The organism is Aliidiomarina sanyensis (assembly GCF_003987175.1).
In the GTDB taxonomy this organism is placed as follows: Bacteria; Pseudomonadota; Gammaproteobacteria; order Enterobacterales; family Alteromonadaceae; genus Aliidiomarina; species Aliidiomarina sanyensis.
On sequence record NZ_PIPM01000016.1, the window covers coordinates 1 to 24,692 of the forward strand.

Genomic DNA, 24,692 nt, shown 5'->3' on the forward strand with positions numbered 1-24,692 from the left:
TGCGGTTCAGCTAGTGATTCCCCTTACCGGGCTCACAGAGGACTCTCACCTCCAAGTCATCCTGTCAGTACCACCTGTACAGGAATAGCACCCGTCAGGGCGCAACGCGCCGTGCCCGGCGCACAACAAAAAAGACCACCCAATAGGAGTAAACTCCCCAGGTGGTCTTTTTCACTATTTTTTAGGGTGTGTTAGTCTTTTTGACTAAGAGGTTGCAAGTCGCGCTGCCGCGCGCGCGGTCTCACGCTCTACAATTGCATACGCATCCCACAAAGGTTGAACAGACTCAGCGCGTGGACCATTTTCCGAAAGGTGGCGACGCCATTGCCGCGCACCCGGACTCGCTTGAAATAACCCAAGCATATGCCGCGCAACATGCCAAAATCGGCCACCTTCTGATAAATATTGTTCAATGTAAGTTGCCATCGCAACCAGGACATCACGCTTGTCTCGTGAATTCACATCACCTGAAAGCAGTGCGTCCACCTCAGCGAGCATCCATGGATTTTGATAGGCCGCTCGGCCAATCATTACACCGTCCACAAAATTCAAATGGTTGCGCGCTTCCGCCAAAGATTGCACCCCACCATTCACATGAATTTCGAGGTCTGGGTAGTCTTGCTTCGCCTGATAGACCCGATCGTAATCAAGCGGAGGAATCTCACGGTTTTCTTTCGGACTTAAACCATTGAGCCATGCCTTTCGAGCATGCAAAATAATCCGTGGGCAATTCACCTCCAGCAAGGGTTCAATAAACGCTTGGAGAAAGGCGTAGCTGTCATGTTCATCAATTCCGAGCCGGGTCTTTACGGTAATCGGAATCTCAGGTGCAGCATCCTGCATCGCTTTAACACACTCGGCCACAAGGTGTGGCTCGGCCATCAAGCAGGCACCAAACCGACCATTCTGGACGCGATCAGACGGGCAGCCGACGTTTAAGTTAACCTCATCATAACCACGTGCTTGTGCCAGCGCTGCACAATGGGCGAGTTCTTTCGGGTCGCTGCCGCCTAACTGCAAAGCGACAGGGTGCTCCGCTTCATTGTACGCAAGGTAATCTGCACGTCCGTGAATAATCGCACCTGTCGTGACCATTTCGGTGTACAGCAACGCTTGCTGCGAAATTTGGCGATGGAAAAATCGACAATGGCGATCGGTCCAATCTAACATCGGGGCTACGGAAAACACCGGAGCCCCGCTTTTCTTTGTGTCCTGCGCTGCAGCTGAGTTTGTGTTTGTTTTCATAAAACCCCAAATTACTGAGAATTGCTTTTAATTGCCGTTTGTTGTCTTATTGGGTCACCCATAGGGCACCCAAAAAAATAGGACAGCAATTATGGCATCGTATTTCATTGAGCCGCGCAAGCGTGCAAATGGCGGCATCAGCTACCGCTGCAGCGTTCGCGTAAAAAAAGACCGCCGGATTATACACCAAGAATCCAAGACTTTCAGGAACGACAAGATGGCCAACGCATGGGGAACCAAGCGGGTGGCTTACATTAATGAATTCGGCATACCTGGCGAATCCAGCGCGCGGGTAATTACCATAGGTGAACTAATCGACCTTTACATTGCAGAGCCCAGAATATGGGATGGTACCGGCAGAACTAAGCGCTACGTTATTCAGCTGCTCAGGGATTGTGACATATCAATGGTGAGAACGGACGCCTTAAGCGCGCAGCACTTAATAACCCACTGCAAGAACAGGGGCGAGGCCGGGGCCAAGCCGACAACTGTGTATCACGACATTTCATATCTACGGGCAGTGATGAAGTTAGGCGGGCCAGTATTTGGCGTTAAGTGCAACGTCGACGTTATAGCAGAGGCAATGCCGGTACTGGTTAAAATGCGCTTAGTTGGCAGAAGCCAGCGAAGAACCAGGCGGCCGACGCAGCTTGAGCTAGATAAGTTGCGGGAAGGTCTGGCCAAAAGGCAAAGCCATAGAGCTGCGCATATACCCTTTGTTGATATTCTCGACTTCTCAATTCTAACCTGCATGCGCATTGGTGAAGTTTGCGCGCTGCGCTGGGATGACCTGGACAAGGAAAGGCGGCTAATTACGGTCAGGAACAGGAAGGACCCGCGCAAGAAAGAAGGTAATCACATGTTCGTTCCGCTGCTGGGTGGTTCTATGGCTATCATCGAAAAGCAGCCGGTAAAAGGTGATCTGATTTTTCCCGTTTGCCCGCGCTCAGTCAGTGCCGGATTTCAGCGCGTAAGAAATGAGTTGGGCATAAAAGATTTACGGTACCACGACCTTAGACGCGAGGGAGCAACCAGGTTGTTTGAAATGGGGTATCACATTGAAGAGGTTATCCAGGTGACCGGCCACAGGAACTTCAACATGCTGTGGAATGTGTACCAGCAAATTAATCCTGGTTCATTGAGAGATTTAGCAAAGGAATAAAATATAGATTTACACACGTACGCACACGCGCGTTAAAGTGGTAAAAATAAAGTCAGGGGGGGGCTTCGGAAAAAGGTAACATTGGTAACCTCTAGCAAAAAGAGCGTGTAAGTTACTGTTATATATGAATTATATACTTACCTAAAAAGGTAACATTTAAGGTAACTGAAAGGTAATAGGTTACCTTTTTAAATGGTAATATCTGCTATTTTATAAAGGCTTTATTTTCAAACACTTAAGTAAAGGTTACCTTTTTGGTTACCATAAATTACCTTTAAAAGGTAACCTTGCAAAACCTTATAAATCATACACTTAACCCCTCAAAAACAGGCAGGTTACCAATGTTACCTTTTTCCGAAGACCCCCCTCAGTAGTAAAAGTCTCGCCGGTAAAAACAACCCCTTTGTTTGCTCATTGATTACCGTTAAAAAGCGTTACAAATCAAGGCCTAGCGCCCTGCTCGAAGCCCCCAGCCTGAAAGGCGCTGTCGCCTTTTTTCTAAAAAGTGAATTTACAGACACAAAGCGGGCAGGTGTGGGGTGGGTTAAACCGCGCGCGGTCGCTCCCCACTGGGTTTTTCAGCGCCAAAAAATGAGCAAAAAAAAGACCCAGCGGGTTGCTGGGCCAAAGTCCATTGGAGAGGCGTGGATGTGGTCAGGTATCGCTTCCAACGGCAAGGGAGTAAGGCTTAAAGCGGACAATTTCTTCACCAGCCCACTCATTTAAGGTCAGTAGCGTAGCCCGCAGCGACTCCATTTCGTTGGCATCGAACACCTGCGCGGCCTTGCTGGCGTCACCAAAGCCGCCAGTATTATTAGGCACAATACCCATGAGCTGCGGCGGCACACGGTGAGCGGCAAGCTGATCATCCCGCGACACGTTTTTAATGCTTAAAAACTCGTCTTTCGCGGCCACTTCAGCCACCGGTATCAGCTTTATGCCATCTTTGCTGCCGCCCGGGTTGTAAAGCAGTAGGTTCCGGAAGTTACCAGGGCCTTTACTGTCCTTCATGGCCTTTCGCAAAGCTTCAATATCACCCTCATTGTTCATTGCATCGGTCATGTGCAGAATAAAACCGGCATGAGAGCCGTTTTCGTAGTATTTGCGCCGGAATAATGTGGCCGATTCGTTCAGCAGGCTCGAATTCATGCTGGCCGTGTAGTCGGGTATGCCATAAATCTCTTGGTCAATGTCCGATTCCATACCCTGAAAAACAACACCCTCTTTGAATTCCTCGTCTTTGCCAGGGTTGCCAATCCACCAGAACACCCCATCTTCAAGCCCCCGGCGCGTGTACTTAGCCGGTGAGCGCTTGAATTTCAGTGAGCCGCCCAGGCGGTTCTTTTGTCGCTCGACGTAAAAATTGGCGAACACAAGCAGGTCCATAACCACCGCGGTGAAGTCTTCTGTGCTGAATTTTTTGTGAGGAATAAAGCAGCTGCGCAGTATGTTGCGCTTCACCTGTATAGCACTGGCGTGATGCACGGCGGCACGGTATATACGGCTGAGCCCATGCAATGATAGCGGCGGCTCGTAGTAGCGCCCGTTGTTCATTGATTCCAGATAGTCAAAAATTTCACGCTGGTTCAGAACTGGCGTGGGCTCACCGAATGTGAACGCCTCGAATTGGCTTTTACTCATCCATTTAGCTCCATAAATGATTCATTCGAACCGCTGCGACCTTCAAGCGGCTCATGGTGTAATGCGTGCATAACCGCCCATGCAACATCAGCGTGGCTGACGTCCTCAGAACGGCTGGCTTCATAGGTAGGTGCGCGCCCGCCGGCGGTGGTGGTTTTTCGGATACTCATAAACGCTTGGGCAATATCTTGATGGCCAGCGTCAAATTCCAGCCGCCCCTTGCTGATCACGTCATAGGCCTTCATTACTAGCCGACTCTTCACTATTGGTGAGTAAGTGAAGGTGGTGACCATGGGGAAGAACTTCTTGACCAGCTGGTATACACCCTCACCAATGCCGGTAATATCAATACCGATGTAGCCGACGTTATACCGCTTGGTCATGTCCTCTATTACCTTGGCCTGCGCCTCGAAGTCCTTACCCCTGAGCTGGTGGCGCTCAATTACTCGGAACTTGCCACCTGGTACCGCAGGCGGCACCACTGCAGCAAGCCCAGCACTATCACCAAGCCCGCCTTTTGATGGATCGTAACCAATCCACACTTCTCTATGCCCCATTGGTCGCAAAGCGAATGGCTTGTAGTCTTCCCAGACCTCCCAGCTGTCGACCATAGATTTTTGCAGCATTGGCATAGGAAACACGCTGGCTGTATCGTCAATGAATTCGCACATAAGCAGGTTGCGGTATTCATCAGCTGAGTATTCAAGGCGAAGCTGATCCAAGTCGAATAGGTCGCAACCACCGCGAACCGCCTCTTCAACCGTGATAATTTGACGCCACTGGCCATCCGCGCATAACTTGCCTTGCGACAGCGCTGAGGTAGTTAAATCAAGCTGAACCTTATCCGCTTTTGCGCGCCCTCGGTTGTATAGCTGACCAGACCAGAACGGGTAAGCGTCATGCGTTAGGCTGCTGGGCGTTGAAAAGTAGGTTTGTCGCCATTTTTTGTGTATGGCCATGCCGCTGGCAACCTTGCGGAACTCTTGAAACTTATGGATCCAGAAGTATTCGTCCAGGTACAGGTTGCCATGGTAGCTCTGCGCAGTTCGGGCGTTGGTACCCAAGAAGTACATGTGTGCGCCATTGGGTAAAATAATAGGGTCACCGGTAAGCTCAACCCCAGCAGCATCTTTGGCGAACTGAATGATGTACTGCTTGAAAACGTGCGCCTGGGCCTTACTGGCTGAAAGGAATATCTGGTTTCGCCCCGTTTCAACCGCGTCAATAAATGCCTCACGGGCAAAAAAGAAGGTCGCACCAATCTGGCGGCTTTTAAGTATGTTGCGAATTCTGTGCTGCAGCCCTGCCTGGTGCCAGTTTTTCTGATAGTCAAAAAGGTTATCGTGGTAGGCCTCAACAAGCTTTATTTGCTGATCATCGTCAATCACGTTTCTTTCAGGTTTACGCTTGGGGCCTTTATTGCGATTCGCCACTTTCGGGTTCAGGTCAGCCTCGCTCCCGGTCTGCTCATAGCGGGTAATTCTGGCCATGCGCTCCATTTGCCGCCCCAGAAGGTCGATCTCTTTAAAGTCCTTACCTTCCTTTTCCGGCTTATTGATTAACTGAATCATGCGGGTTTCCATAACCGCATGAACACGGTCGATAGGGCGACTTTCATCCCACTTGCCCGCTTTTTTCCAGGTTGAAACTGTGGTTTCAGGCACGTCGAGTATTTCGCCAATGCGGCGCAGGCGAAAGCCCTGCCAATACAGAGCACGCGCATACATTCTGGGTTCTAAGTCTGGGTTCATCATATTCATGCGGCCAGTGTACTAGCGCCCCTGCCGCCCGCAGCGCCCTTTACGTTGTCAGCATACTCCCTACAACCGCAACGCATTGACCGTGCGCGCTACGCTGCTGACCATAGCCATACCAGAAACTGCGTTATTGCACCGAAACCACTGATAGGACCTGACCATGGCAAAAAGCAAATTCTTCCGTGTCGCGACCGAGGGCGCAACCACGGACGGCCGCACAATCCAGCGCAGCTGGCTTGAGCAGATGGCCGCCAATTACGACCCGAACAAATACGGCGCCCGGGTGTGGCTTGAGCACATACGTGGCCTGTTTCCTGATAGTGACTTCCGCGCTTACGGTGATGTAACCGCGTTAAAAACCGAAGAGAACAGCGAAGGCAAGCTGGTTCTTTACGCTCAAATTGAACCCACTAATGACCTGATTGAGCTAAACAAGAAAAAGCAAAAAATCTATTCATCAATGGAAATCGACCTTGATTTTGCTGACACCGGCGAGTGCTATTTCACTGGCCTTGCCGTTACTGACTCGCCAGCCAGCTTAGGCACTGAAATGCTGCAGTTCTCTGCCAAGCAACAAGTAAGCCCGCTGGCCTCGCGCAAAACCCGACCTGAAAACCTGTTTTCAGAAGCGGTTGAACTGGAACTTGAACTTGAAGAAGAGCCAGAAACACCAGAAGAAAAGCCCAGTTTGTTTAGCCGCGTAACCGCCCTTTTGAAAAAAGCAGGTGAGAAGAGCAGCGCTGACTTTTCAGACGTGAATAAAGCAGTTGAGGCTATCGCCACTGAAGCTGGCGAGCTGAAGAACGAGTTCAACGCTGCGCTAAAGACGTCGAACGAGCGCTGCGAAAAGCTCGAAGACCAAGTCAGTGAACTAACTGAACAACTGGAAGCGCAGAAGAGCGCGTTTGCAGAGCTTAAAAGCCAACTGGAAAACACCCCAGACGGCCCTACTCGCACCCCGGCCAGCGGTGCACCACTTGAATCCGATTGTTTATAAGGACAGGCACCAATGAGAAACGAAACCCGCAAAGTATTTAACAAGTACGCTGGCCGAATGGCAGAGCTAAACCACGTAGAAGACGTCAGCACGAAGTTCAGCGTTGACCCTACCGTTCAACAAAAACTCGAAACCAAGCAACAGGAAAGCTCGCAGTTCCTTGGCATGATTAACATGATCGGCGTTGTTGAGCAGAAAGGCGAAAAAGTGGGCCTTGGCATTAGCAGCACCATTGCTGGGCGCACTGACACAACCAGCAATGACCGTCAGCCCACTGACCCTACAGACCTTGCCAAGCACTCTTATGAGTGTAAGCAAACCAACTTTGATACAGCCATTCGCTACAGCAAAATTGACGCCTGGGCTAAGTTCCCAGACTTCCAGAACCGCATGCGCGATGCCATTTTGAGCCGCCAAGCGCTTGACCGTATCATGATCGGCTTTAACGGCACTTCTGCAGCGGCGCAAACCAACCGCACAGAAAACCCAATGCTTCAGGACGTGAACATTGGCTGGCTAGCTCATATCCGCACTGACGCACCAGAGCAGGTATTCAGCGAAGCTGCTGAAGCCAGCGGCAAAATCACTGTTGGCCCATGGGAAGGCTCTGACTACCAGAACCTTGATGCTTTGGTGTTCAATGCAACGAATGAAATGCTGCCAGAGTGGTACCAGGACGATCCTGAACTGGTAGTTATTATTGGCCGCGCCCTGCTGTCTGATAAGTACCTGCCTATGGTGAACAAGCACGCCGATACGCCTACCGAGTCTTTGGCTCTGGACGTTATCAAGATGCAAAAAACCATTGGCGGCCTGCCGGCTGTGCGCGTTCCTTACTTCCCGCCAAACGCCATTTTGATTACGCGACTGGATAACCTGTCTATTTACTGGCAGGAAGGCGCCCGCCGCCGCCACTTGATGGACAACCCGAAACGTGATCAGGTCGAAAACTACGAAAGCAGCAATGACGCTTACGTGGTTGAAGATTATGAAGGCGTTGTGCTGATTGAGAACATTGAAATCAGCGACGCAGCACCTTCTGGCTCATAACCGGAGATAGCACATGAAAAACCTAGCGCGAGCGAACCGCCAGCGCAAATTAGCCGCCCTTGAGGGGGCGGTTAATCCGGCGGACCAGAACAAGGCAATGAACAACTATGAGCTGATGCTTAAGCTACTGCACGAGCATAAGCGCCGGCTTAAAACCGTTCAAAGCTCAGAACGTAAAGCTGAGGTGAAAGCCCAGTTTATCCCTGAATACCGTGACTACCTCGCTGGTGTTATTCACGCCGGTACCGGGCAGCAAAATGACGTGCTAACCACCGTTATGCTGTGGTGCATTGACGCGGGTGAGTACAACCAAGGCCTCGACCTGGCGGAATACGTGCTCACGCATGAAATTGATATGCCAGACCAGTATGAACGCACTGCGCCAACACTGGTAACCGAGGAAGTAGCCAACCAGGCACTGAAGTTCATCGACAGTGAAACACCGGTGGCCATCGAGCACTTGGAGCGAGTAAGCAACATGGTTGCTGAGCTTGATATTTATGATCAGGTTCGCGCCAAGCTTATGAAGGCCATGGGCATTACTTACGGCAAAGGCGGCGACAACGAACGCGCCATTGCACACCTGAAGAAAGCGCTTGAGCTTGATGAAAAATCAGGCGTTAAAAAGCTTATTCAGGAATTTGAGAAAGCCCAGAAGAACAGCGCGGCAGGTGAATAACCCCCGCTAAACGAGCGTAACCCACGCACCCTGGGAGGCTCGGAACCGATTGTTTTGCTCGCTGCGCATGACGTTCCGACCACCTCCCAACCCATAGGAGTCATGACGTGTCTTTTTTTGCAAATCAGAGCGAAATACAAAACCCCGCAGACGCGACCATTCAGAGCTCCCATTTTTGGCCAGCCATTCATTTAGAGAAGCTGAGAGAAGTTATGCGGCTGGACGGCAACGTAACAGCCCCTCGCCTTGAACACGCCGCAATCAATGCCGTAGCTGCAGTAAACCAAGAGCTTCGAGCATGGCGCCAAGAGCGTGAAGCAGAAGGCTATGACACATTGGCTGATGTTCCCGCTGAGCAGATCAATGACGAGAGCACTTATTTGCAGTGGTACGCCCGCGCCGTGTACTGCTTTTCACGCGCGAACCTGATAGAGCGAATGCGTGACTACGACACCACCAAAGCAGGCGCAGACAGTACAGACCCACTGGAACAAACTGTTATTGCGCTACGCCGTGACGCACGCTTTGCCATTCGCGACATTCTGGGCGTAACACATTCAACCGTGGCGTTACTGTAATGCTGGTTCGCGCAATTCAGGGCGACACGCTCGACGCGATATGCCAGCGCCACTATGGGCGCACAGGCCGGGTTACTGAAGAGGCATTAAGCGCCAACCCGGGCCTTGCCGACTTGGGGCCAGTTATCCCACAAGGAACGCTGGTAAAACTGCCAGAACACGCACCACCACAAGAAAAGAAGCTTGTACAACTATGGGATTAGAAGGATGAATGAACCAATAGGCACCACTGCCGCAACCATGACCGCCGCCGGCACTGCTCTGGCCGCCCCGCTGCTGGGTGTCGACCCAGGCATTGCCATTGGCGCTGTTTGCGGCGCTGGTATTTTTGTAATGAACGAAGGCACTGAAAGCCACTGGAAACGCCTGTTTTTGTTTTTGGTTTCCGTGGCCCTTGGCTGCTTGGGTGCTACTTCCTTTGCGGCCATTATGAGCTGGTTTATTCCTGCCAGCGTACAAGTAAGCGCAGGCGTAGGCGCTGTAATTGCCAGCGCCGTTTCTGTCCGCATTGTCCAGCAACTTATTCGCCTGACTGAAACTACTGACTTTGCACAATTGTTCAGAGGCAAGAAGGGATGATCACACTAACCGTTATATACGTGGCCTTATTGGCCACCATTGCGTTCCGTATTTTGTTGTTCACCCGCCATGGCACGCACAAGCCCATTATCGGCTGGCTGGCCTACAGCATTATGGTGGCATCGTTCATACAAATTATTGCGGTGCTGAGCGGCATCACCAGCGCGCCCACTATTAGCGAAGTGGTTCTGGCCACCGCGCTGGCCATAGCCCTGCTGGCTCACCATGGCAACATCGCCCACTTAATCAAGGCCGACCAGAACGGCCCCAAGCCACTGCGCTGGCTTGCGTACGCACCGAAGACAAAGCCCGCCGCGAAGCGTAAGCGACAAGCCCACAATAACAAGGTGAACTCATGAGAAACGGAGACGTAGGCGCGAATGTGCGCACCCTGCAGCAAGACCTGAACGCCGCAGGCGCAAAGCCCAAGCTGGTAGTAGATGGCTGGTTTGGTGATAAAACTGAAGCGGCCGTTATTGCATTCCAGGAAAAGCACGGCATTACCGCCATTGGCGTTGCTGGCCCGCGAACGCTAGCCGCCCTAGCTGGCGTGATTGACCCGAAGCGGTTGGGCAAAAAAGACCTGCAGCAAGCCGCTGAAAAGTTGGGTGTGAAACTTGCTGTTATTGCTGCAATCGCGCAGGTGGAAAGCTCAGGCAGTGGCTTTTTCAGCAATGGCAAGGCCGCCATTTTGTATGAACGGCATATTTTTTACCGCCAAGTGGCCAGCGAAGACCGCGCCAAAGCTGATCAGCTAGCCCGCCAGTACCCCAACCTGTGCAATACCGGCATGGGCGGCTACACCGGCGGCATTGGCGAATACCAGCGCCGTGGCAAAGCTGAGCAACTGCATAAAGAGGCAGCATTGAAAGCCTGCAGTTACGGCTTATTTCAGATCATGGGTTTCCATGCTGAAACATTGGGCTATGAATCGGTTCAGCACTTTGTAGACGCCATGAACCAGAGCGAAGGGCAACAGCTTGACGCCTTGGTTCGCTTCATTCAGGCCAACCCCAATTTGAAAAAAGCATTGGACGAAGGCGACTGGCGAGCGTTCGCACGTGGTTACAACGGCCCCAGCTTCCACGTGAACATGTATGACGTGAAGCTTGAACGCGCTTATGAGCACTTTGCGCAAGTGTACAAAGAGCCAGAGCCCGCCCCTGCGAAGGCAAAACGCACCCGCAGAGGCAGCGCCAAGCAATGAAGCTGAAACTGGGCGCCATGGCGTTGGTGGTGATTGCTGGTCTTTACGCCTGGCTGCAGTACACCAACGCTCAGCTGATACAAGAACGCCTTGACCAGGCGAACGCTGCGCAGCTCGCAACCGAAACAACGCTTAAGCGCCTGCAGGAAAACTACAGCGCGAACGCACAGGCACTCAACAGCCTGCAACACGAACTGCAAAGCGCCCAGCAAAACCTGCTGCAACGCAGCGCCGAATGGGAAGCATTGAAACGTGAACATGACGACCTTAAAGAATGGGCTGAAACTATGTTGCCTGCTGCCGCTCGCGAGCTGCACCAGCGCCCCGCAATCACCGGCGCCCGTGGTTATCGAGATTGGTTGTCCAATGGTGACGCCGTGCAGCCTGCCACCCAGCAGCCCGAAAACCAACCAAGACCTGAGCCAAGACATCCGCAACATTGAAGCTGCGTGGCACGCCTGCGCAGCCAAGGTGGACGTTATTGTTCAGTGTCAGGAGCGAGCAAATGAAACGCAAAATGAGAAAACAAGCCAAGGCAATTAGTGAGCGCGTAAGCATGATAGTGCCGCACGATGGCTGCATTCTGCAAGTACCCGCTGACGTGGGGCCCGAGGAAGCCCAGCAGCTGAGCGCAGAACTTCACCGCATCTGGCCAAACCGCAACTTTTTACTGGTCGCCGGCAACATTCGCCAGCTCAGCGAAGAGGAAATGAACAAGCAAGGCTGGTACCGCCAACCGCACGCGGGGGCCGAACACAGTGAATAAGCCCAACCAGATACGCGACCTGTTAATTAATGCTCTGCCATTCTTGGGCCGCAACCCTGACCGCCTGCAGGTTTACATTGACCAGGGCAACTTAGCTGCCACCACAGTGAAAGAAAACCTCAGCTTCGAGTACCAGTATAAGTGCATTGTGCTGGTGACCGATTATGCCGACCATTCCGACACTATTATGGTGCCGCTGCTGGCATGGCTTTACCGCAACCAGCATGAGCTATTGGCCAACCCTGACAAGCGCAAAACTGGCATTCAGTTTCGCGCGGAGCTTTTGAACAACAACACCGCCGACATTGAAATAACGCTGGACCTGACCGAGCGGGTAAAGGTAAGCCAGACCGATGAAGGCATGAAGGTGGAGCACCTGCCAGAACCTGACATAAACCCCTATGCCGAATTTGAGTGGGAGCTATTTATTCAGGGGCAACAGGTAGAAGTTGGCGACACAGGCGGCGAACCATGAGTGATGACCTACACCTGATAAACGACCGCGTTGACGCCCTGCTGAACAACCTCAGCGCTGGCGAGCGCAAGCGTTTAACCCGCGACATTGCGCGCACTATGCGTGGCAGCCAAGCCCGGCGCATCAGGGAGAACCGCAACCCAGACGGTACGCCCCACGCCCCACGCAAACCACAAGAGCAACCCACGGGGCGCAGACGCCGAGGCAGCTTGCGTATGTTCAGGCGCATTCACCGCACCCAGTTTATGCGGCCCAGCTCAAACCCGAACGAGGCGGGCGTAGGCTTTCGCGGTTTAGTAAGCCGCATAGCGCGGGAGCACCATTACGGCCTGCGCGCCCGGGTGAATAAAAATACTCGAGTACAGATGGAAGAACGCCAGTTACTTGGCTTTACAAAGCAAGACTTGCAGACCGTAGAAGACTTGATGATTCAGCACTTAGCCAAGCGCTAAGTGCCGCTCTTTAAAATTACAGAAGAACTAATATGGGACTATTTGTGTTCCTGAATGAACTGCTCTGCAGATACCAGCGCCTCATTATACAGACGAACTCTTTCTTCATATTCATCAGTGTTTCTGAACGCAACAGGATTAAGCATCATGCTAACCAGCGTTCCTGGCTGAGAAGAAAAACCTTCAAACACAAGCTGAATATCACTTGGTTGACGCCAGTCATCCATAAGCTTTTGGCTTTGCTGGCGAAAGCTTTGCGCAAAGGCTCCCCACTGACCAGCTGCATAATCATCATCAGGACTTGCTTGCCACCAAGCCTCTTTTGCGGTCTCAATCTGCGCACGAAGGCGCTTAACCTCTTCAATCCAACCTTCATAGTACGCCGCTTTTTCTGCGAGAAGCTGCGCCCGCTCATCCTCGACTACATCTTCCGACTGATCGCCCTGGCCGACAGCTGGCACCGGCTCACTAACTTCAACAGCAACTTGCTCATAGCTTTCTTTTGGCTGCTCATCTTCAACGAACGCACCAATAACAGCCAGCCCGAACAGGACACCCAGAGTTATATAAATTCCTTTTTTCATGATCACCTCACGCAGTTAATTGAGCAGGTATTTTTAGCACTTTTATAGGTTCTTTACAAACACTTGCCAGCCGTCATAGGTGTGCGTAGTCTTTTGCCCGCGCGCAATAACTAACACCAGCCGGTTGGACTAACTACGGAGTATTACTATGGAATGCAATAAAATCGGCTTGGGTGGCTTTACCGCCCGAATAAAATGTGCAAGACTATTCGCAGCTGGATTAGACACCCAGCTAACGAGTTGGCGGATTAGACACCCGCAAGCTTTGAACCACAAGGGACACGAAAGACTTCATGCGTTAAACCCAGCACCCCGCTGGGCCATTCAACACGAACCGTTGACTGGGGGCATGGGTCGGGAGCCAAAGAAAACGCCCCCATCTGTGCATTCCCTTGTGGTGCACTGTCTTGCGGCTACCCGATCCGCCATTTCCAAACACAAGGAGATGGCAACAATGGTTTATACCTTTATCGTGGCTCATAGCAGCCAAAAACTGGCTCAGCTTAAAAAGCTGCGCACCGTTTCAACCTTCGCCCACACTGAAGAGCAAGCCCGCAAAAACTTCCCTGGCATGCCACTGGTATTGCAGGCCCGCACACACGCTCGCCGTGAAGGGGGTGTTGCATGAGCCAGTCCAAAATACACCCACGCACTGGCATCGCGTTTTTCACCCGCCACGACCTGATGACCATTGAAAACCTGCGGCTGAGAGGCAAGGTGGAAAGCCAGCGTGCACAAATGAACGAGCTGCGCCGGCAGCTCACGGAAAGCGAAGAACGCAACGCACACAGCAACGCCATGTTGCGCCGCGCCACACGCCTGCTTGATGAAGTTGTGTACTCAAAGCAGCAAAGCAGCGAGCTGATTGAAGAGGTTGAGCAGCTACGCCAAATCAGCGCGGGAGGTGACCTATGAACCACGCCACCCAAGCCGTGTTTGAAAGCACCTTAGCAGTAGAGCGAACGGGCGGGCTTTCGTTTGAAAGCGCCGCGCTGGGCGTGGTTAGCACCGAGCAGGCCGCGCGTAAGCTTGAAGAGTTTTGGCGTAACTGCAGCAATGAAATGGCCAGTGACCCATGCTTTGAGCCATGCCACGGCATGGTGAGCTGGATGCACGCCGCATTGCACCACTGGTTAAACAGCGTCGACTTCATTGCGGTAGTTGAAAAGCTGAGCGAAGCGCGGGAGGTAGCCCATGCCTAAGCGCTTAACATCCATTAATAACCTTGCTGGCAATATCAACGTGCACAGCCTGGGCCAGCGCGTTCGTATCGACATTGGCCCTCTCAACATTGAGGTACCACAGCGCAGCATTCGCCTAACCCGCGACCTTGCGCCCGGCTGCCCAGGTGTTGAGTTCGGCATGCTGGAAGTTATGGCGGATTCACATTGCCGTAACTGTGGGGGTCCTGTTCGGATTGCGCTGGGGTTAAACCCGAAGCAATTGAAGCGCCTACGCAACGAACTGCCCCATAGTGAGTATGCGGACAACCGCTTTCTGTCACCAGTTGAGCGGGGTGCGTTATGTGTATAGCAGAACACCCAAAAGGCTGGGCGGTTCACCTGGAACAGGGCGCCGCAATCATGGTGCTAAAAGGGTTCAACGTGATCACCATTCACGCGCACCCGCTGACGGTTGAGACCACCCGGGAACAGTGCCTGATTAAGGCGCACCCAGAGGCAGCGCCAGAGTCGTACCGGCTCTTTGTTACGACGCCGAACGAGAAGCACGTTTATATTCACGTTTTAATTAACCGCGAAGCCGCCCTTTGGCTGGCTGAGAACTGCGGCATTAAAAACAACCTGGTTAACGAGGTGAAGCCATGAGCCAGCCAGCATTAGCACTACACGATAGCAAGCCCGCGAACTGCTGGGCATTAACCCTGACCGATGGTGAAGTCACGCAAACCCTGATTGTGCGCGCACCCAACGAAGGCCGCGCCCGTGAATGGGCCATGGAGCGAACCAAGCTACCCCGTGAGCACTGTATTATTAACAGCTGCAGGCCGGTTGAGCACTGGGTTCACCGCCGTGATGCTATGGTTACTATGGTAGACCCGCGCCTGAACCACCTACGCGCAATTGCGGAGCCGCACGGTTTGCAGGTTTACCAGTTTTTGGGTGAAGCCATGCCCCGCGCCGTTGTGATTGCCAGCCCTGAAGACCACAAAGCACTTCAGGACGGCATTCAGTGGACTGCAGAACGCTGCCAGCGGCTTGAGCGCGCATTGAACGATTGTGTTTCTGTCATGACTAATGGCGACACAGAATCACTTGACCACGCCACCGCTTTGCGTGTGGCCACCATTCTTCTGAAAGGAGATAAGTAATATGGCCACTCCAATTTTGCTAGACGAGTACCGAGACCTACCCACCAAGCAACAAGCAAGCTTGATGATTGATGAATCAGTCACCGCAATGGAATGCCTGACAGAGCTTTTGGAGGCCGCCGGCAGCGAGAAGGTGGAAGCGGATAAGGTGGCTAAGTTAATGAAGCTACACGTCAATAACATTCAAGCCTGGTCTATCGAAGCCAGCGAATAAAAACCACCACACCAAAGCCCAGCCACAGCGCTGGGCTTTTTTTATCCAGAACAAACCCTTTACGTTGTCAGCATACTCCCTACAACCGCACCAGATAGCCCGCCCCGCTGCAACGCTGCAAACTTGGCGGCATGAGAGAGAAGATTGCAGAGCTAAACCGCCGCATAGACAACATGATTCGCATTGGCGTTGTTGAAGAAGCCAAAGCGGGCAAGGTTCGCGTGCGCACCGGCAAAATACTAACCGACTGGCGGCCATACCTGGTTCAGCGCGCAGGCGCGTCGAAGCGCAGCTGGCGTATTAGCGTTGGTGAGCAGGTCGTGCTGCTGTCACTGTGTGGCGACTTGGCCAACTGCTATGTACTGCCTGCAATTAACTCTAACGAGAACCCAGAGCAAGATGACCACGAAAACCGGGACCACATTACCTACCCTGACGGCGCGGTGATTGAGTACGACCCAGAAACCAGCTTTCTGAAAGTGACTGGCGTGAAGAACGCAGAAGTTCAAGCCAGTGAACGGGTTAAGGTCGACTGCCCTGAAACGGAAACCACCGGCAACTTAACGGTAGGCGGCAACGCGATTGTGAAAGGTACGACTGAACTGCAGGGCGCAGCCACCATGAAAGACACCGCCACCGTTACTGGCGCGCTAGCTGCCAACGGAGGCGCAGCGATTAAAAGTGGCGCAAGCGTTGATGGCGGCCTTAAGATTGATGGCGATGACTATTCAGAGCACCAACACGCAGGTGTTACTTCGGGCTCTAGCACTACTGGACCGGTGGCGTAATGGCATGGCATGGAATGAACCGGAGCACCGGCAAAGCGATTGATGAAACGGATCACATTCGACAGTCAGTGCGCGACATATTAACCACGCCAATTGGTAGCCGCGTCATGCGCAGAGACTACGGCAGCTTGCTTTTTGAATTGATAGACCAGCCAGTTAACCGGGCGAATCGGTTGCGACTGATGGCGGCCACGGTAAGCGCACTGACCCAGTGGGAGCCGCGCATAAATGTTACCAGGTTGGACCCATACCACGACCAGAGCGGCCGCGTAATTATTTCAATGGAGGCTGAGCGCGTGGACACCGGCGAAATGATAACGATTGCAGGCATACAGGTGAACGAATGACAACATACCGCTTGATTGACCTTTCAAAGGTGCCAGTGCCTGACATTATTGAAGTGCCAGACTTCGAAGAGAAGTACCAGGCGCTTAAGTCCATGCTGATTAACCTTGATCCTGATTATGCGCAATCACTTAGCTTGGAATCTGACCCTGCAGCGCGACTACTGCAGGTGTTTGCATACCGTGAAATGTACCTGACGGCCCGCATTAACGACGCTACGCGCGCCAATATACTGGCGAGCGCCACTGGCCGCGACCTTGATGCGCTGGCAAGCCGCTATAACATCGAGCGCTTAACCATTCAGCCTGCGAACCCTGACGCCAACCCGCCAGAACCTGCCGCAATGGAAGACGATGAAGCGCTAAGACGCCGTGTACAAATGGCCTTTGACGGCTTAAACACCGCGGGCAGCATCGACGGTTATATTTTCCACGCACTGGGCGCTAACGGCTTGGTGCGTGACGCCCTGGCTGCCAGCCCACAGCCGACGGAAATAGAACTGACTATTTTAAGCAACGAGGGCAACGGCCATTCCAGTGCCGAGCTTATCGAATCTGTGCGCGCCCACTTTGGCATTAGCGCTGATGGCACCCAGCAGCTAGGCACCTCAAAGATTCGACCACAAGGCGACCGCGTTACAGTGCAAAGCGCATCCATTATTAGCTACCAGGTGGAAGCCACGATATACCTGCAGCAAGGGCCTGACGCCAGCGTAATTAGACAGCAAGCAATCGCTGCAGCGCAGAAGTACGCAGATGAGCAACATCGCTTAGGCGCCGACATAACGCGCAGTGGATTGCACAGAGCGCTTCACCAGCCCGGCGTTGATAATGTTGAGCTACACCAGCCTGATGGAAATATCAGCGTAAGCCCAACACAGGCAGCCTACTGTACGTCAATCGACGTCAATAGCGAGGTAAGCAATGGCTAAGTCATTATTACCCCCCAACGCCAGCGCACTGGAAAAAGACCTTGAACGCATTATTGAAAGCAGCACCTCGCTGCCCGTACATATACGCGACCTATGGAACCCGGACACCTGCCCCGCGGAACTTCTTCCTTGGCTTGCATGGGCCTACTCAGTGGACAGCTGGAGCGACCACTGGGGCGAGCACACCAAGCGCCGCGTAGTTAAGAACGCATACGAGGTGCACAGATTCAAAGCCACACCCTTTGCGGTGCAGCATGCGCTAGATGGGCTTGGCATTAGCACTAATGTTACCGAGTGGTGGGAGCAAAACGGCAGCGGCACACCAGGAACAATGACCGTTATTGCTTTACTGAACGAAAACCTGACCGGAGAAGATGACGGCCTTATCACGGCTGAAATGCTAAAGCTTGTCACGGAAACCGTTAACACAGCGAAGCGCGGCAGCATCCACTTTAATGTTCAGCTGGGTATTGCGTTAGATGAAGAGTTTGCGCTAGCGGCTGGCTGCAGCCCTTCTTATGGCGTTTTTGACACAGGCTTTAATGAACAAGGCGTGGTACCAGACGAGGCAGAAGCTGACCTTGGCACATACAACGCTACCCACCGCATTGACTGCCGTGAGCATGACGCGATTTTTAATGGCGTACTGCCTGAAGAATTTGAGATTGAAGGGCGGCTGGCCGGTGGCTCACACCAGCTGGTTATATCTGATTATTCACTAATGGGAGTGGCCTAATGGCACTGAAACTTCAGTTCACCCAGCAGGGCCTTGCCGCGTGCCTGGACGCACAAAGCAAAGGCCTGAAAGCTGAGATTACACACATGGCGTTTGGTGACGCAGCTTACAACCCAAGCCAGAACCAGACGCAGCTTAACAATGAGCGTGAGCGCATCGAGATTAATGACTGGCAAGACGGCGGCCAGAACATGCGCATGGCTGGCGTATTCGATGGCGAGCTGGAATACGCCATTCGAGAGATTGGAATTTTCCTTTCTGACGGCACATTGCTTGGTGTGTACTCACAGTCTGGCAAAACGCTGGGCTACCGCACGCCCGCTGTTAAGGTCATTCAGTGGTTCACGCTTAACTTAAGCGCACTACCAACCAACAGCGTTACCGTTGTGGTGGGCGCAGAAAACCTGAACTTGGTACTGGATGCTGAGTTTATCGCTGCAGCGGCATCGTTCCTGAACACTGGCGCTGCAATCATCAAAAACGCTCACTGGAATATGCAGTTAAGTGAGCGCATTCGCACTATGGAGGGCTCGCTGTGAGCACTATCGCTGAACAAATTGAAAACCTAAAGTCCGCATCGGTCGAACAAACCCAAGCATCCCAGCAGCTAGCTCAGGAAGTAGCCGGCAAAATGGGCGACATTGACCAGAAAGTTAACCAGTCCATTCAGCAGGTCGAGCAGACCTACGATGAAAAGGCGAGCGGCTTAACTATTATCGCTACAGATGGCTACAAAAAAGCCGTTGAAAGCGCGAGTGGCGGCAAGAACACAGTTGTTTATGATGCGCAGGGCAACCCTAACGTCATGGTGGTTGTGCCTCGCTTCAACGTAGAAGACCTTGGGCTTACTGAATTGGACCTTGGCAGCGGCACTCACCCAGCTTTTCAAACCAACGGTGCGCCCCGCTCTGAAATTCTGGTTGGCAAGTTCTTGGCGTCCAACGCTTCTGGCGGCACTGCAGTGGTTGGCGGCGTTCAGCCTCGCGTGAGCGTGAACTTTGATACAGCCAAAAACTTCTGTACGCAGAAGGGTGATAACTGGCACTTAATGAGCATCCACGAGTGGGCAGCTATCGCGCTTTGGTCGCTAGCTAACGGCACGGTGCCGCGCGGCAACACCAACCACGGCCGAAGCCATGTGAACTACTGGGAAACAGCACCGCGCGCTGACGGCGGCATTCCTGGTGACAGTGATGGCACAGGACGCACTGACACAGGTAAAGGACCAGCTGCCTGGGGTCATGACCATACCGACTTTGGCATTCAAGACCTGGTTGGAAACGTGTGGGAATGGATCGATCAGATGAAGCTGCAGGACGGCCGAATCATTACAACGCTGGACAATAACCCATCAGTTGCAGAGGCTAACTGGACGCCTCACCAGGCGTATTATGACTCAACATCCGAGACTGGCGGCAACCCTATTTTGAACTCCACAGTAACCAACCGCATGGGTGATCTCGGGGATGATGCGAACTCTGGAAACAGCAACTTTATTGACTTCCGGAGCATGTCACAAGACCCAAGTTACACGCCTATTCAGTTGCTGCGCCGCTTGCTGCTGGAAACGGCGACAGACCAGACAGTTGGTGGTCGACTATACACGCGGAACTATGGCGAGCGTCTCCCGCTACGTGGCGGCGATTGGGGCAGCGGCTCGAGTGCCGGGCTGGGGGCTTTGCGCCTCGGCATCTCCCGTTCTCTTTCGCACAGCAGCATCGGGTTTCGCCCCGCTTTCTTTGTGTAACTGAGCATTGTGTTTTGTCTGCCGCGCGGTAGCGCGGCCTTTTTAAAAAGGTGTAGTAAAGGATGTCGCAGTCATTAAGCATTGAAGAGAAATGCCTTGAAATGATTAAGTACGGATACGTAGTTCTTAAGCAGTTCCCGCGTTATGAGAAGCATGGACTGGCCGCAGAGATTCGCGCAACGATGTGGCGAACTCACCGCCTAATTGTGACCGCCCTTAAGCGGTACCATAAAAAGACCACGCTGACCGACCTTGACGTTGAGCTAACGCTTCTGAAGCGACAAGCGCGCCTTTCAAAAGAGCTTGGCCACATTGACAACCGGCGCTACCAAATCTGGATCACGATGATGGTAGAAATCGGCAAGATGCTGGGCGGCTGGATAAAGCACGTAAACTCAAGCAAGCCAGTTAAGGCTGCAGCATTATGATGCGTCTCCCGCTACGTGGCGGCAATTGGAACAACGGCTCGAATGCCGGGCTGGGGGCTTTGAACCTCAACAACTCCCGTTCTAATTCGAACAGCAACATCGGGTTTCGCCCCGCTCTTGATGACACGGCCAGAAACACCTGCCTCATGGGGCAGTGTCAGTGCCATTTTCAAAAGGATGCGGCAGCCTCAGCAAATGCTGAAAAACAGATTAAGCCGCTGGATGCGTCCAGTGGCTGCCTTTACGAGCAGTTAATTCAGTTTGATGCCTTACTTACAGCAGCGTACCAATGCAGAAAAGGGAAGGCTCACAAGGCGTCTTCTCTGAAGTTCTTCAATAACCTTGAAGAAAACATCATAGACCTGCAGAACGAGCTGACGTGGGGCATGTATCACGCATCACCTTACCACCAGTTCTATGTATTCGAGCCGAAGCGGCGCCTTATATCCGCGCCAAACTTCCGCGACCGAGTGGTTCACCGGGCAATTTACAACCTGATAGAGCCGCTATTTGATAAACGCTTTGAATACGACTCTTACGCCTGCAGAAACAACAAGGGCACCCATAAGGGCGCAGAACGAGCGCAATTATTCATTCGCCAGGTTGAGCGCGGCCACGGGAAAGCCTATGCACTAAAGGCAGATATAAGCCGGTACTTCTCAAGCATTCGCCATGACGTTCTAAAGCAGCTGGTTAGCAGCAAGCTTAAGTGTCAGCGCATGGTTTCGCTGCTTGAATACGTTATTGACACCAGCCCAACAGAAACGCCCGGCGTTGGCATTCCGCTTGGGAACTTAACCAGCCAGCTATTTGCGAACGTGTATCTGCATGAGCTAGACCGCTACGCAAAGCACACCCTGCGCGCAAAGCGATACGTTCGTTACATGGATGATTTTGTTTTCATTCACCACGACAAGCAGCAGCTGCATGCGTGGCGTGTAGAAGTGGAGCGATTCCTTAATAGTGAGCTTGGCCTCTGCACCAACCAAAAAACGCAAGTGTTCCCCATTGGAGTGGGTAAAGGGCGAGCGCTGGACTTCCTTGGGTACCGGATTTACTCAACACACCGCCTACTAAGAAAGTGCAGTGTGAAGCGAATGAAGACGAACATGAAGAAGTACCGCAAGAAGTACGCTGCAGGAAAAATGGACATTAAGACTATCCAACAAAAGGTTCAATCATGGCTTGGCCACGCCAGTCACGCGAACACCTTTAATTTGCGCACCGCGCTATTCACAAAACCGTTCAGGAGAACTAAACATGAGCTTTAGCTATATCTACAAAGGTGTGACGCACACCGACCACAGCGTTGATTACATGCAAAACCTTGGCATGAACCAGGAGCAAATTGAATCGGTGCAAAGCCAGTACAATTTTGAGCGCGAACAGGTTCTTTGTAAGCGTCAAAAAGCGTACCGCGAAGAGTCTGACCCGCTATACATGGAGTGGCAATTTGACCAAACCAGCGAGGCAGAACAGGCGTGGCGCTCGAAGGTCGAAGAAATTAAAGCGCGATTCCCTCTATTTGAAGACTAAACCAACCCAACAGGGGCGCTCGCCGCCCCTGTCACGCCCTTTACGTTGTCAGCATACTCCCTACAACCGCACCAGATAGCCCGCCCCGCAACAACGCTGCAAACTTGGCCTTGCATGTAACGAACTGTTCCACCAACCGGACCGGAGAAACCCTATGGAATACCATCACGGCGTGCGAGTTGTCGAAGTAAACGAAGGCACCCGCACCATTCGCAGCGTAGCGACGTCTATCATTGGCTTTGTGGCCACTGCTAGCGATGCAGACGCAGAGAAGTTCCCACTGAACACGCCGGTGCTTTTAACAAACCCGCAAGCCGCGATTGGCAAAGCCGGTACCGAAGGCACGTTAAGCAAAACCCTGCGCGCAATCACTTCGCAAACCAACCCCATGGTGGTGGTTGTTCGCGTTGAAGAAGGCGCTGACGAATCAGAAACCACCTCAAATGTTATCGGTACCGTTGACGAAACAGGCAAGTACACCGGCCTGCAAGCGTTACTGGTAGCAGAAACAAAGCTTGGCGTTAAACCTCGCATCATCGGCGCGCCTGGGCTTGATGCCTTGGCTGTGGCGAGTGAGTTAGCGGCGATTGCAGCAAAGCTACGCGCGTTCGGCTACGTGTACGCAAACGACTGCCAAACCAAAGAAGAAGTTGTGACCTACCGCGAAAACTTCTCAGCGCGTGAACTCATGGTTATCTGGCCAGACTTCACCGCATGGGATGTTAACGCCAACGAAAGCAACGCCCTCTGGGCTTCGGCTGTAGCCCTTGGCTTGCGGGCTAAAATCGACCGCGAAACTGGCTGGCATAAAACCCTTTCGAACGTAGGTGTTAACGGCGTTGACGGCATTACGAAAGACATTTTCTTTGACCTGCAGGACCCTGCAACTGATGCCGGCTACCTCAATAGCAACGATGTAACCACGCTGATTCGCTCAAATGGCTTTCGCTTCTGGGGCTCTCGCACTACATCAGATGACCCACTCTTTGCGTTTGAGAACTACACCCGCACCGCTCAAGTGCTTGCAGACACGATTGCAGAAGCGCACATGTGGGCGGTTGATAAGCCAATTACCCCAACGCTGGTTAAAGACATCGTTGAAGGTATCAACGCCAAGTTCCGCGAGCTGCGTTCGCTGGGTTATATCGTGAACGGTGAAGCCTGGTACAACGAAGAGCTGAACGACCAGGACACGCTGAAGGCAGGCAAGCTGTACATCGACTACGACTACACGCCTGTGCCGCCGCTTGAAGACCTGGTATTCCAGCAGCGGATTACAGACCGCTACTTAATCGACTTTGCTGCAGCTGTTGCCGCGGCTTAATAGTTAAACGCGCAGCGGTGCGTAGCCGCTGCCCTACTCACTGGCTGCAAGCAGGCGCTGCAGCGTAAGGGGAAGAACATGGCATTACCAAGAAAGCTTAAATACATGAACCTGTTTTTCAACGGGGACAACTGGGTTGGCCAAGCGGAGCAATTCACGCCCGCAAGCCTGAGCCGAAAAATGGAAGCGTATCGCGGTGGCGGCATGCCTGGTACCGCAAAAACGGACATGGGCTTTGACGATGACGCTTTAGACACCAGCTGCATTTTGGGTGGTTACGAAGCTGACATTCTGCGCAACAGCGCGAGCGCTACGCATGACGCCGTAATGCTGCGCTTTGCTGGTTCATTCCAGCAGGACGATACGGGCGAAGTTACTGCTGTGGAGATTGTGCAGCGTGGCCGCATTCAGGAAATCGACCGTGGCGACTACAAGACCGGTGAAGAAAGCAATACCACGGTTAACTTTGTGAACACCTACTACAAAGAAGTGGTGAACGGTGAAACCGTAGTTGAAATCGACACGGTGGCCATGGTGCACATTGTGAATGGCGTTGACATGCTCGAAGAGCACCGCCGCGCTATTGGCCTGTAACTAACCAACCCAACTAAACCAACCAAAGCCCCGGGCACGGGGCTTTTTTAAGCGGAGAGCAAGCATGTCTGACAAGGCAAAAGAACCAACACAACAGCCCCAGCAGCAGTTTGAGAAAGTGACCTTAGATACCCCGGTAAAGCGTGGTGAAGAGGTCATTAAGGTGATCACGATTCGTAAGCCGCGTTCAGGTGAGCTGCGTGGCGTTGCGCTCACCGATGTTCTGCAAATGGACGTGAACGCATTAAACAAAGTGCTGCCTCGAATCACGCAGCCGTCACTTAGTGAAATGGAAGTGATGAACCTAGACCCGGCCGACCTGGTGCAAATCGGGAGTGCGCTATCTGTTTTTTTGCTCAGCCGGAAGATGCGGGGCGAGATGGAGAGCCCAGAAAGCTAGTTAACTCAGTTGATGACGCAATGGCAGACATTGCGTGCGTGTTCCACTGGGCGCCGGAAGATATGGCGCCCATGGAGCTAGAAGAACTAGCCGGATGGCGGGAAAAAGCCATTGACCGCCTGAAGGCCCTGAACCGCCGAGAGTAATA

General features: G+C 52.8%; 37 protein-coding genes. 33 read left to right on the plus strand and 4 right to left on the minus strand.

What is annotated here, in order from left to right; genetic code table 11:
- Window positions 1-204: 204 nt before the first annotated feature.
- On the minus strand, window positions 205-1,245 hold the full coding sequence (gene dusA / locus CWE11_RS10685; protein ID WP_126777619.1) for a tRNA dihydrouridine(20/20a) synthase DusA: 1,041 nt from the start codon (window positions 1,243-1,245) through the stop codon (window positions 205-207).
- A gap of 91 nt (window positions 1,246-1,336) precedes the next feature.
- Between dusA and CWE11_RS10690 the strand changes: the two genes are divergently transcribed.
- Window positions 1,337-2,407, plus strand: coding sequence for a site-specific integrase (locus tag CWE11_RS10690; RefSeq protein WP_126777620.1), 1,071 nt, complete (start codon window positions 1,337-1,339; stop codon window positions 2,405-2,407).
- Between the two features lie 654 nt (window positions 2,408-3,061).
- Here CWE11_RS10690 and CWE11_RS10695 read toward each other — a convergent pair.
- Together CWE11_RS10695 and CWE11_RS10700 are read right to left on the minus strand one after the other, a co-directional pair.
- Window positions 3,062-4,048 (minus strand): phage portal protein, encoded by a 987-nt coding sequence (locus CWE11_RS10695; RefSeq protein ID WP_126777621.1) that lies wholly within the window; start codon window positions 4,046-4,048, stop codon window positions 3,062-3,064.
- Window positions 4,045-5,808, minus strand: coding sequence for a terminase ATPase subunit family protein (locus CWE11_RS10700; protein ID WP_126777622.1), 1,764 nt, complete (start codon window positions 5,806-5,808; stop codon window positions 4,045-4,047). The genes CWE11_RS10695 and CWE11_RS10700 overlap by 4 nt, the downstream gene beginning before the upstream one ends.
- 157 nt (window positions 5,809-5,965) lie before the next feature.
- Between CWE11_RS10700 and CWE11_RS10705 the strand changes: the two genes are divergently transcribed.
- The 12 genes from CWE11_RS10705 to CWE11_RS10760 all read left to right on the plus strand — a co-directional run bounded on the left by CWE11_RS10705 (window position 5,966) and on the right by CWE11_RS10760 (window position 12,588).
- Window positions 5,966-6,802, plus strand: a complete 837-nt coding sequence (locus tag CWE11_RS10705) for a GPO family capsid scaffolding protein (RefSeq protein WP_126777623.1) — start codon at window positions 5,966-5,968, stop codon at window positions 6,800-6,802.
- Window positions 6,803-6,814: 12 nt separating this feature from the next.
- A complete protein-coding gene (locus CWE11_RS10710) occupies window positions 6,815-7,852 on the plus strand; it encodes a phage major capsid protein, P2 family (RefSeq protein WP_126777624.1) in 1,038 nt (345 codons plus the stop codon).
- A 13-nt stretch (window positions 7,853-7,865) separates the two neighbouring features.
- A complete protein-coding gene (gene gpM, locus CWE11_RS10715) occupies window positions 7,866-8,531 on the plus strand; it encodes a phage terminase small subunit (RefSeq protein ID WP_126777625.1) in 666 nt (221 codons plus the stop codon).
- A 107-nt stretch (window positions 8,532-8,638) separates the two neighbouring features.
- The gene (locus CWE11_RS10720) at window positions 8,639-9,109 is read left to right on the plus strand and encodes a head completion/stabilization protein (RefSeq protein WP_241971784.1); all 471 of its coding nucleotides are present in this window, start codon (window positions 8,639-8,641) and stop codon (window positions 9,107-9,109) included.
- On the plus strand, window positions 9,109-9,312 hold the full coding sequence (locus tag CWE11_RS10725) for a tail protein X (protein ID WP_126777626.1): 204 nt from the start codon (window positions 9,109-9,111) through the stop codon (window positions 9,310-9,312). The genes CWE11_RS10720 and CWE11_RS10725 overlap by 1 nt, the downstream gene beginning before the upstream one ends.
- Before the next feature lie 4 nt (window positions 9,313-9,316).
- Window positions 9,317-9,688, plus strand: coding sequence for a putative holin (locus tag CWE11_RS10730; RefSeq protein ID WP_126777627.1), 372 nt, complete (start codon window positions 9,317-9,319; stop codon window positions 9,686-9,688).
- A complete protein-coding gene (locus tag CWE11_RS10735) occupies window positions 9,685-10,047 on the plus strand; it encodes a phage holin family protein (protein WP_126777628.1) in 363 nt (120 codons plus the stop codon). The genes CWE11_RS10730 and CWE11_RS10735 overlap by 4 nt, the downstream gene beginning before the upstream one ends.
- The gene (locus tag CWE11_RS10740) at window positions 10,044-10,895 is read left to right on the plus strand and encodes an N-acetylmuramidase domain-containing protein (protein WP_126777629.1); all 852 of its coding nucleotides are present in this window, start codon (window positions 10,044-10,046) and stop codon (window positions 10,893-10,895) included. Before CWE11_RS10735 ends, CWE11_RS10740 begins: the two co-directional genes overlap by 4 nt.
- A 258-nt stretch (window positions 10,896-11,153) precedes the next feature.
- Window positions 11,154-11,438: an Rz1-like lysis system protein LysC gene (gene lysC / locus CWE11_RS12275; RefSeq protein ID WP_126777630.1), complete on the plus strand. Its 285-nt coding sequence runs from the start codon at window positions 11,154-11,156 to the stop codon at window positions 11,436-11,438.
- A complete protein-coding gene (locus CWE11_RS10750; protein WP_157981349.1) occupies window positions 11,401-11,661 on the plus strand; it encodes a hypothetical protein in 261 nt (86 codons plus the stop codon). Before lysC ends, CWE11_RS10750 begins: the two co-directional genes overlap by 38 nt.
- On the plus strand, window positions 11,654-12,136 hold the full coding sequence (locus CWE11_RS10755; RefSeq protein WP_126777632.1) for a phage tail protein: 483 nt from the start codon (window positions 11,654-11,656) through the stop codon (window positions 12,134-12,136). The genes CWE11_RS10750 and CWE11_RS10755 overlap by 8 nt, the downstream gene beginning before the upstream one ends.
- Window positions 12,133-12,588 (plus strand): phage virion morphogenesis protein, encoded by a 456-nt coding sequence (locus CWE11_RS10760; RefSeq protein WP_126777633.1) that lies wholly within the window; start codon window positions 12,133-12,135, stop codon window positions 12,586-12,588. The genes CWE11_RS10755 and CWE11_RS10760 overlap by 4 nt, the downstream gene beginning before the upstream one ends.
- Before the next feature lie 38 nt (window positions 12,589-12,626).
- On the opposite strand, the gene CWE11_RS10765 is transcribed toward CWE11_RS10760, so the two are convergent.
- On the minus strand, window positions 12,627-13,172 hold the full coding sequence (locus tag CWE11_RS10765; RefSeq protein WP_126777634.1) for a hypothetical protein: 546 nt from the start codon (window positions 13,170-13,172) through the stop codon (window positions 12,627-12,629).
- Between the two features lie 445 nt (window positions 13,173-13,617).
- On the opposite strand from CWE11_RS10765, the gene CWE11_RS10770 reads away from it, so the two are divergent.
- The 20 genes from CWE11_RS10770 (at window position 13,618) to CWE11_RS10865 (ending at window position 24,690) form a co-directional block, all read left to right on the plus strand.
- Window positions 13,618-13,800: a hypothetical protein gene (locus tag CWE11_RS10770; protein WP_126777635.1), complete on the plus strand. Its 183-nt coding sequence runs from the start codon at window positions 13,618-13,620 to the stop codon at window positions 13,798-13,800.
- Entirely contained in the window at window positions 13,797-14,087 is a 291-nt protein-coding gene (locus tag CWE11_RS10775) for a hypothetical protein (protein ID WP_126777636.1), read from the plus strand. Before CWE11_RS10770 ends, CWE11_RS10775 begins: the two co-directional genes overlap by 4 nt.
- Entirely contained in the window at window positions 14,084-14,374 is a 291-nt protein-coding gene (locus CWE11_RS10780; protein WP_126777637.1) for a hypothetical protein, read from the plus strand. The genes CWE11_RS10775 and CWE11_RS10780 overlap by 4 nt, the downstream gene beginning before the upstream one ends.
- Complete coding sequence (locus tag CWE11_RS10785) at window positions 14,367-14,705, plus strand: hypothetical protein (RefSeq protein ID WP_126777638.1); 339 nt, start codon at window positions 14,367-14,369, stop codon at window positions 14,703-14,705. The genes CWE11_RS10780 and CWE11_RS10785 overlap by 8 nt, the downstream gene beginning before the upstream one ends.
- Window positions 14,696-14,998 (plus strand): hypothetical protein, encoded by a 303-nt coding sequence (locus CWE11_RS10790; RefSeq protein WP_126777639.1) that lies wholly within the window; start codon window positions 14,696-14,698, stop codon window positions 14,996-14,998. The genes CWE11_RS10785 and CWE11_RS10790 overlap by 10 nt, the downstream gene beginning before the upstream one ends.
- Complete coding sequence (locus CWE11_RS10795) at window positions 14,995-15,501, plus strand: hypothetical protein (RefSeq protein WP_126777640.1); 507 nt, start codon at window positions 14,995-14,997, stop codon at window positions 15,499-15,501. Before CWE11_RS10790 ends, CWE11_RS10795 begins: the two co-directional genes overlap by 4 nt.
- A 1-nt stretch (window position 15,502) precedes the next feature.
- Entirely contained in the window at window positions 15,503-15,715 is a 213-nt protein-coding gene (locus CWE11_RS10800) for a hypothetical protein (RefSeq protein ID WP_126777641.1), read from the plus strand.
- Window positions 15,716-15,846: 131 nt separating this feature from the next.
- The gene (locus CWE11_RS10805; protein WP_126777642.1) at window positions 15,847-16,503 is read left to right on the plus strand and encodes a phage baseplate assembly protein V; all 657 of its coding nucleotides are present in this window, start codon (window positions 15,847-15,849) and stop codon (window positions 16,501-16,503) included.
- The gene (locus CWE11_RS10810; protein ID WP_126777643.1) at window positions 16,503-16,850 is read left to right on the plus strand and encodes a GPW/gp25 family protein; all 348 of its coding nucleotides are present in this window, start codon (window positions 16,503-16,505) and stop codon (window positions 16,848-16,850) included. Before CWE11_RS10805 ends, CWE11_RS10810 begins: the two co-directional genes overlap by 1 nt.
- Window positions 16,847-17,779, plus strand: coding sequence for a baseplate J/gp47 family protein (locus CWE11_RS10815; RefSeq protein ID WP_126777644.1), 933 nt, complete (start codon window positions 16,847-16,849; stop codon window positions 17,777-17,779). Before CWE11_RS10810 ends, CWE11_RS10815 begins: the two co-directional genes overlap by 4 nt.
- Window positions 17,772-18,515 (plus strand): phage tail protein I, encoded by a 744-nt coding sequence (locus CWE11_RS10820; protein ID WP_126777645.1) that lies wholly within the window; start codon window positions 17,772-17,774, stop codon window positions 18,513-18,515. Before CWE11_RS10815 ends, CWE11_RS10820 begins: the two co-directional genes overlap by 8 nt.
- Complete coding sequence (locus CWE11_RS10825; RefSeq protein ID WP_126777646.1) at window positions 18,515-19,054, plus strand: phage tail-collar fiber domain-containing protein; 540 nt, start codon at window positions 18,515-18,517, stop codon at window positions 19,052-19,054. Before CWE11_RS10820 ends, CWE11_RS10825 begins: the two co-directional genes overlap by 1 nt.
- On the plus strand, window positions 19,051-20,262 hold the full coding sequence (locus CWE11_RS10830; RefSeq protein ID WP_126777647.1) for an SUMF1/EgtB/PvdO family nonheme iron enzyme: 1,212 nt from the start codon (window positions 19,051-19,053) through the stop codon (window positions 20,260-20,262). The genes CWE11_RS10825 and CWE11_RS10830 overlap by 4 nt, the downstream gene beginning before the upstream one ends.
- Before the next feature lie 62 nt (window positions 20,263-20,324).
- Window positions 20,325-20,690 carry a diversity-generating retroelement protein Avd gene (gene avd / locus CWE11_RS10835; RefSeq protein ID WP_126777648.1) on the plus strand — a complete coding sequence of 122 codons (366 nt, stop codon included), beginning with the start codon at window positions 20,325-20,327 and terminating at the stop codon, window positions 20,688-20,690.
- The gene (locus CWE11_RS10840) at window positions 20,687-21,961 is read left to right on the plus strand and encodes a reverse transcriptase/maturase family protein (protein ID WP_126777649.1); all 1,275 of its coding nucleotides are present in this window, start codon (window positions 20,687-20,689) and stop codon (window positions 21,959-21,961) included. Before avd ends, CWE11_RS10840 begins: the two co-directional genes overlap by 4 nt.
- The gene (locus tag CWE11_RS10845) at window positions 21,951-22,226 is read left to right on the plus strand and encodes a hypothetical protein (protein WP_126777650.1); all 276 of its coding nucleotides are present in this window, start codon (window positions 21,951-21,953) and stop codon (window positions 22,224-22,226) included. The genes CWE11_RS10840 and CWE11_RS10845 overlap by 11 nt, the downstream gene beginning before the upstream one ends.
- 154 nt (window positions 22,227-22,380) lie before the next feature.
- Complete coding sequence (locus tag CWE11_RS10850; protein ID WP_126777651.1) at window positions 22,381-23,550, plus strand: phage tail sheath protein; 1,170 nt, start codon at window positions 22,381-22,383, stop codon at window positions 23,548-23,550.
- Window positions 23,551-23,628: 78 nt separating this feature from the next.
- Entirely contained in the window at window positions 23,629-24,144 is a 516-nt protein-coding gene (locus CWE11_RS10855) for a phage major tail tube protein (RefSeq protein WP_126777652.1), read from the plus strand.
- A gap of 64 nt (window positions 24,145-24,208) precedes the next feature.
- Window positions 24,209-24,544 carry a phage tail assembly protein gene (locus CWE11_RS10860; protein WP_126777653.1) on the plus strand — a complete coding sequence of 112 codons (336 nt, stop codon included), beginning with the start codon at window positions 24,209-24,211 and terminating at the stop codon, window positions 24,542-24,544.
- Window positions 24,545-24,564: 20 nt separating this feature from the next.
- Window positions 24,565-24,690, plus strand: a complete 126-nt coding sequence (locus CWE11_RS10865; protein WP_126777654.1) for a GpE family phage tail protein — start codon at window positions 24,565-24,567, stop codon at window positions 24,688-24,690.
- Window positions 24,691-24,692 lie beyond the last annotated feature (2 nt).

Coding starts and splice junctions, on each gene's coding strand:
- dusA (WP_126777619.1), bottom strand. CDS start 1,245: ATGAAAACAAACACAAACTCAGCTGCAGCGCAGGACACAAAGAAAAGC.
- CWE11_RS10690 (WP_126777620.1), top strand. CDS start 1,337: ATGGCATCGTATTTCATTGAGCCGCGCAAGCGTGCAAATGGCGGCATC.
- CWE11_RS10695 (WP_126777621.1), bottom strand. CDS start 4,048: ATGAGTAAAAGCCAATTCGAGGCGTTCACATTCGGTGAGCCCACGCCA.
- CWE11_RS10700 (WP_126777622.1), bottom strand. CDS start 5,808: ATGAATATGATGAACCCAGACTTAGAACCCAGAATGTATGCGCGTGCT.
- CWE11_RS10705 (WP_126777623.1), top strand. CDS start 5,966: ATGGCAAAAAGCAAATTCTTCCGTGTCGCGACCGAGGGCGCAACCACG.
- CWE11_RS10710 (WP_126777624.1), top strand. CDS start 6,815: ATGAGAAACGAAACCCGCAAAGTATTTAACAAGTACGCTGGCCGAATG.
- gpM (WP_126777625.1), top strand. CDS start 7,866: ATGAAAAACCTAGCGCGAGCGAACCGCCAGCGCAAATTAGCCGCCCTT.
- CWE11_RS10725 (WP_126777626.1), top strand. CDS start 9,109: ATGCTGGTTCGCGCAATTCAGGGCGACACGCTCGACGCGATATGCCAG.
- CWE11_RS10730 (WP_126777627.1), top strand. CDS start 9,317: ATGAATGAACCAATAGGCACCACTGCCGCAACCATGACCGCCGCCGGC.
- CWE11_RS10735 (WP_126777628.1), top strand. CDS start 9,685: ATGATCACACTAACCGTTATATACGTGGCCTTATTGGCCACCATTGCG.
- CWE11_RS10740 (WP_126777629.1), top strand. CDS start 10,044: ATGAGAAACGGAGACGTAGGCGCGAATGTGCGCACCCTGCAGCAAGAC.
- lysC (WP_126777630.1), top strand. CDS start 11,154: ATGACGACCTTAAAGAATGGGCTGAAACTATGTTGCCTGCTGCCGCTC.
- CWE11_RS10750 (WP_157981349.1), top strand. CDS start 11,401: ATGAAACGCAAAATGAGAAAACAAGCCAAGGCAATTAGTGAGCGCGTA.
- CWE11_RS10760 (WP_126777633.1), top strand. CDS start 12,133: ATGAGTGATGACCTACACCTGATAAACGACCGCGTTGACGCCCTGCTG.
- CWE11_RS10765 (WP_126777634.1), bottom strand. CDS start 13,172: ATGAAAAAAGGAATTTATATAACTCTGGGTGTCCTGTTCGGGCTGGCT.
- CWE11_RS10770 (WP_126777635.1), top strand. CDS start 13,618: ATGGCAACAATGGTTTATACCTTTATCGTGGCTCATAGCAGCCAAAAA.
- CWE11_RS10775 (WP_126777636.1), top strand. CDS start 13,797: ATGAGCCAGTCCAAAATACACCCACGCACTGGCATCGCGTTTTTCACC.
- CWE11_RS10780 (WP_126777637.1), top strand. CDS start 14,084: ATGAACCACGCCACCCAAGCCGTGTTTGAAAGCACCTTAGCAGTAGAG.
- CWE11_RS10785 (WP_126777638.1), top strand. CDS start 14,367: ATGCCTAAGCGCTTAACATCCATTAATAACCTTGCTGGCAATATCAAC.
- CWE11_RS10790 (WP_126777639.1), top strand. CDS start 14,696: ATGTGTATAGCAGAACACCCAAAAGGCTGGGCGGTTCACCTGGAACAG.
- CWE11_RS10795 (WP_126777640.1), top strand. CDS start 14,995: ATGAGCCAGCCAGCATTAGCACTACACGATAGCAAGCCCGCGAACTGC.
- CWE11_RS10800 (WP_126777641.1), top strand. CDS start 15,503: ATGGCCACTCCAATTTTGCTAGACGAGTACCGAGACCTACCCACCAAG.
- CWE11_RS10805 (WP_126777642.1), top strand. CDS start 15,847: ATGAGAGAGAAGATTGCAGAGCTAAACCGCCGCATAGACAACATGATT.
- CWE11_RS10810 (WP_126777643.1), top strand. CDS start 16,503: ATGGCATGGCATGGAATGAACCGGAGCACCGGCAAAGCGATTGATGAA.
- CWE11_RS10815 (WP_126777644.1), top strand. CDS start 16,847: ATGACAACATACCGCTTGATTGACCTTTCAAAGGTGCCAGTGCCTGAC.
- CWE11_RS10820 (WP_126777645.1), top strand. CDS start 17,772: ATGGCTAAGTCATTATTACCCCCCAACGCCAGCGCACTGGAAAAAGAC.
- CWE11_RS10825 (WP_126777646.1), top strand. CDS start 18,515: ATGGCACTGAAACTTCAGTTCACCCAGCAGGGCCTTGCCGCGTGCCTG.
- avd (WP_126777648.1), top strand. CDS start 20,325: ATGTCGCAGTCATTAAGCATTGAAGAGAAATGCCTTGAAATGATTAAG.
- CWE11_RS10840 (WP_126777649.1), top strand. CDS start 20,687: ATGATGCGTCTCCCGCTACGTGGCGGCAATTGGAACAACGGCTCGAAT.
- CWE11_RS10845 (WP_126777650.1), top strand. CDS start 21,951: ATGAGCTTTAGCTATATCTACAAAGGTGTGACGCACACCGACCACAGC.
- CWE11_RS10850 (WP_126777651.1), top strand. CDS start 22,381: ATGGAATACCATCACGGCGTGCGAGTTGTCGAAGTAAACGAAGGCACC.
- CWE11_RS10855 (WP_126777652.1), top strand. CDS start 23,629: ATGGCATTACCAAGAAAGCTTAAATACATGAACCTGTTTTTCAACGGG.
- CWE11_RS10860 (WP_126777653.1), top strand. CDS start 24,209: ATGTCTGACAAGGCAAAAGAACCAACACAACAGCCCCAGCAGCAGTTT.
- CWE11_RS10865 (WP_126777654.1), top strand. CDS start 24,565: ATGGCAGACATTGCGTGCGTGTTCCACTGGGCGCCGGAAGATATGGCG.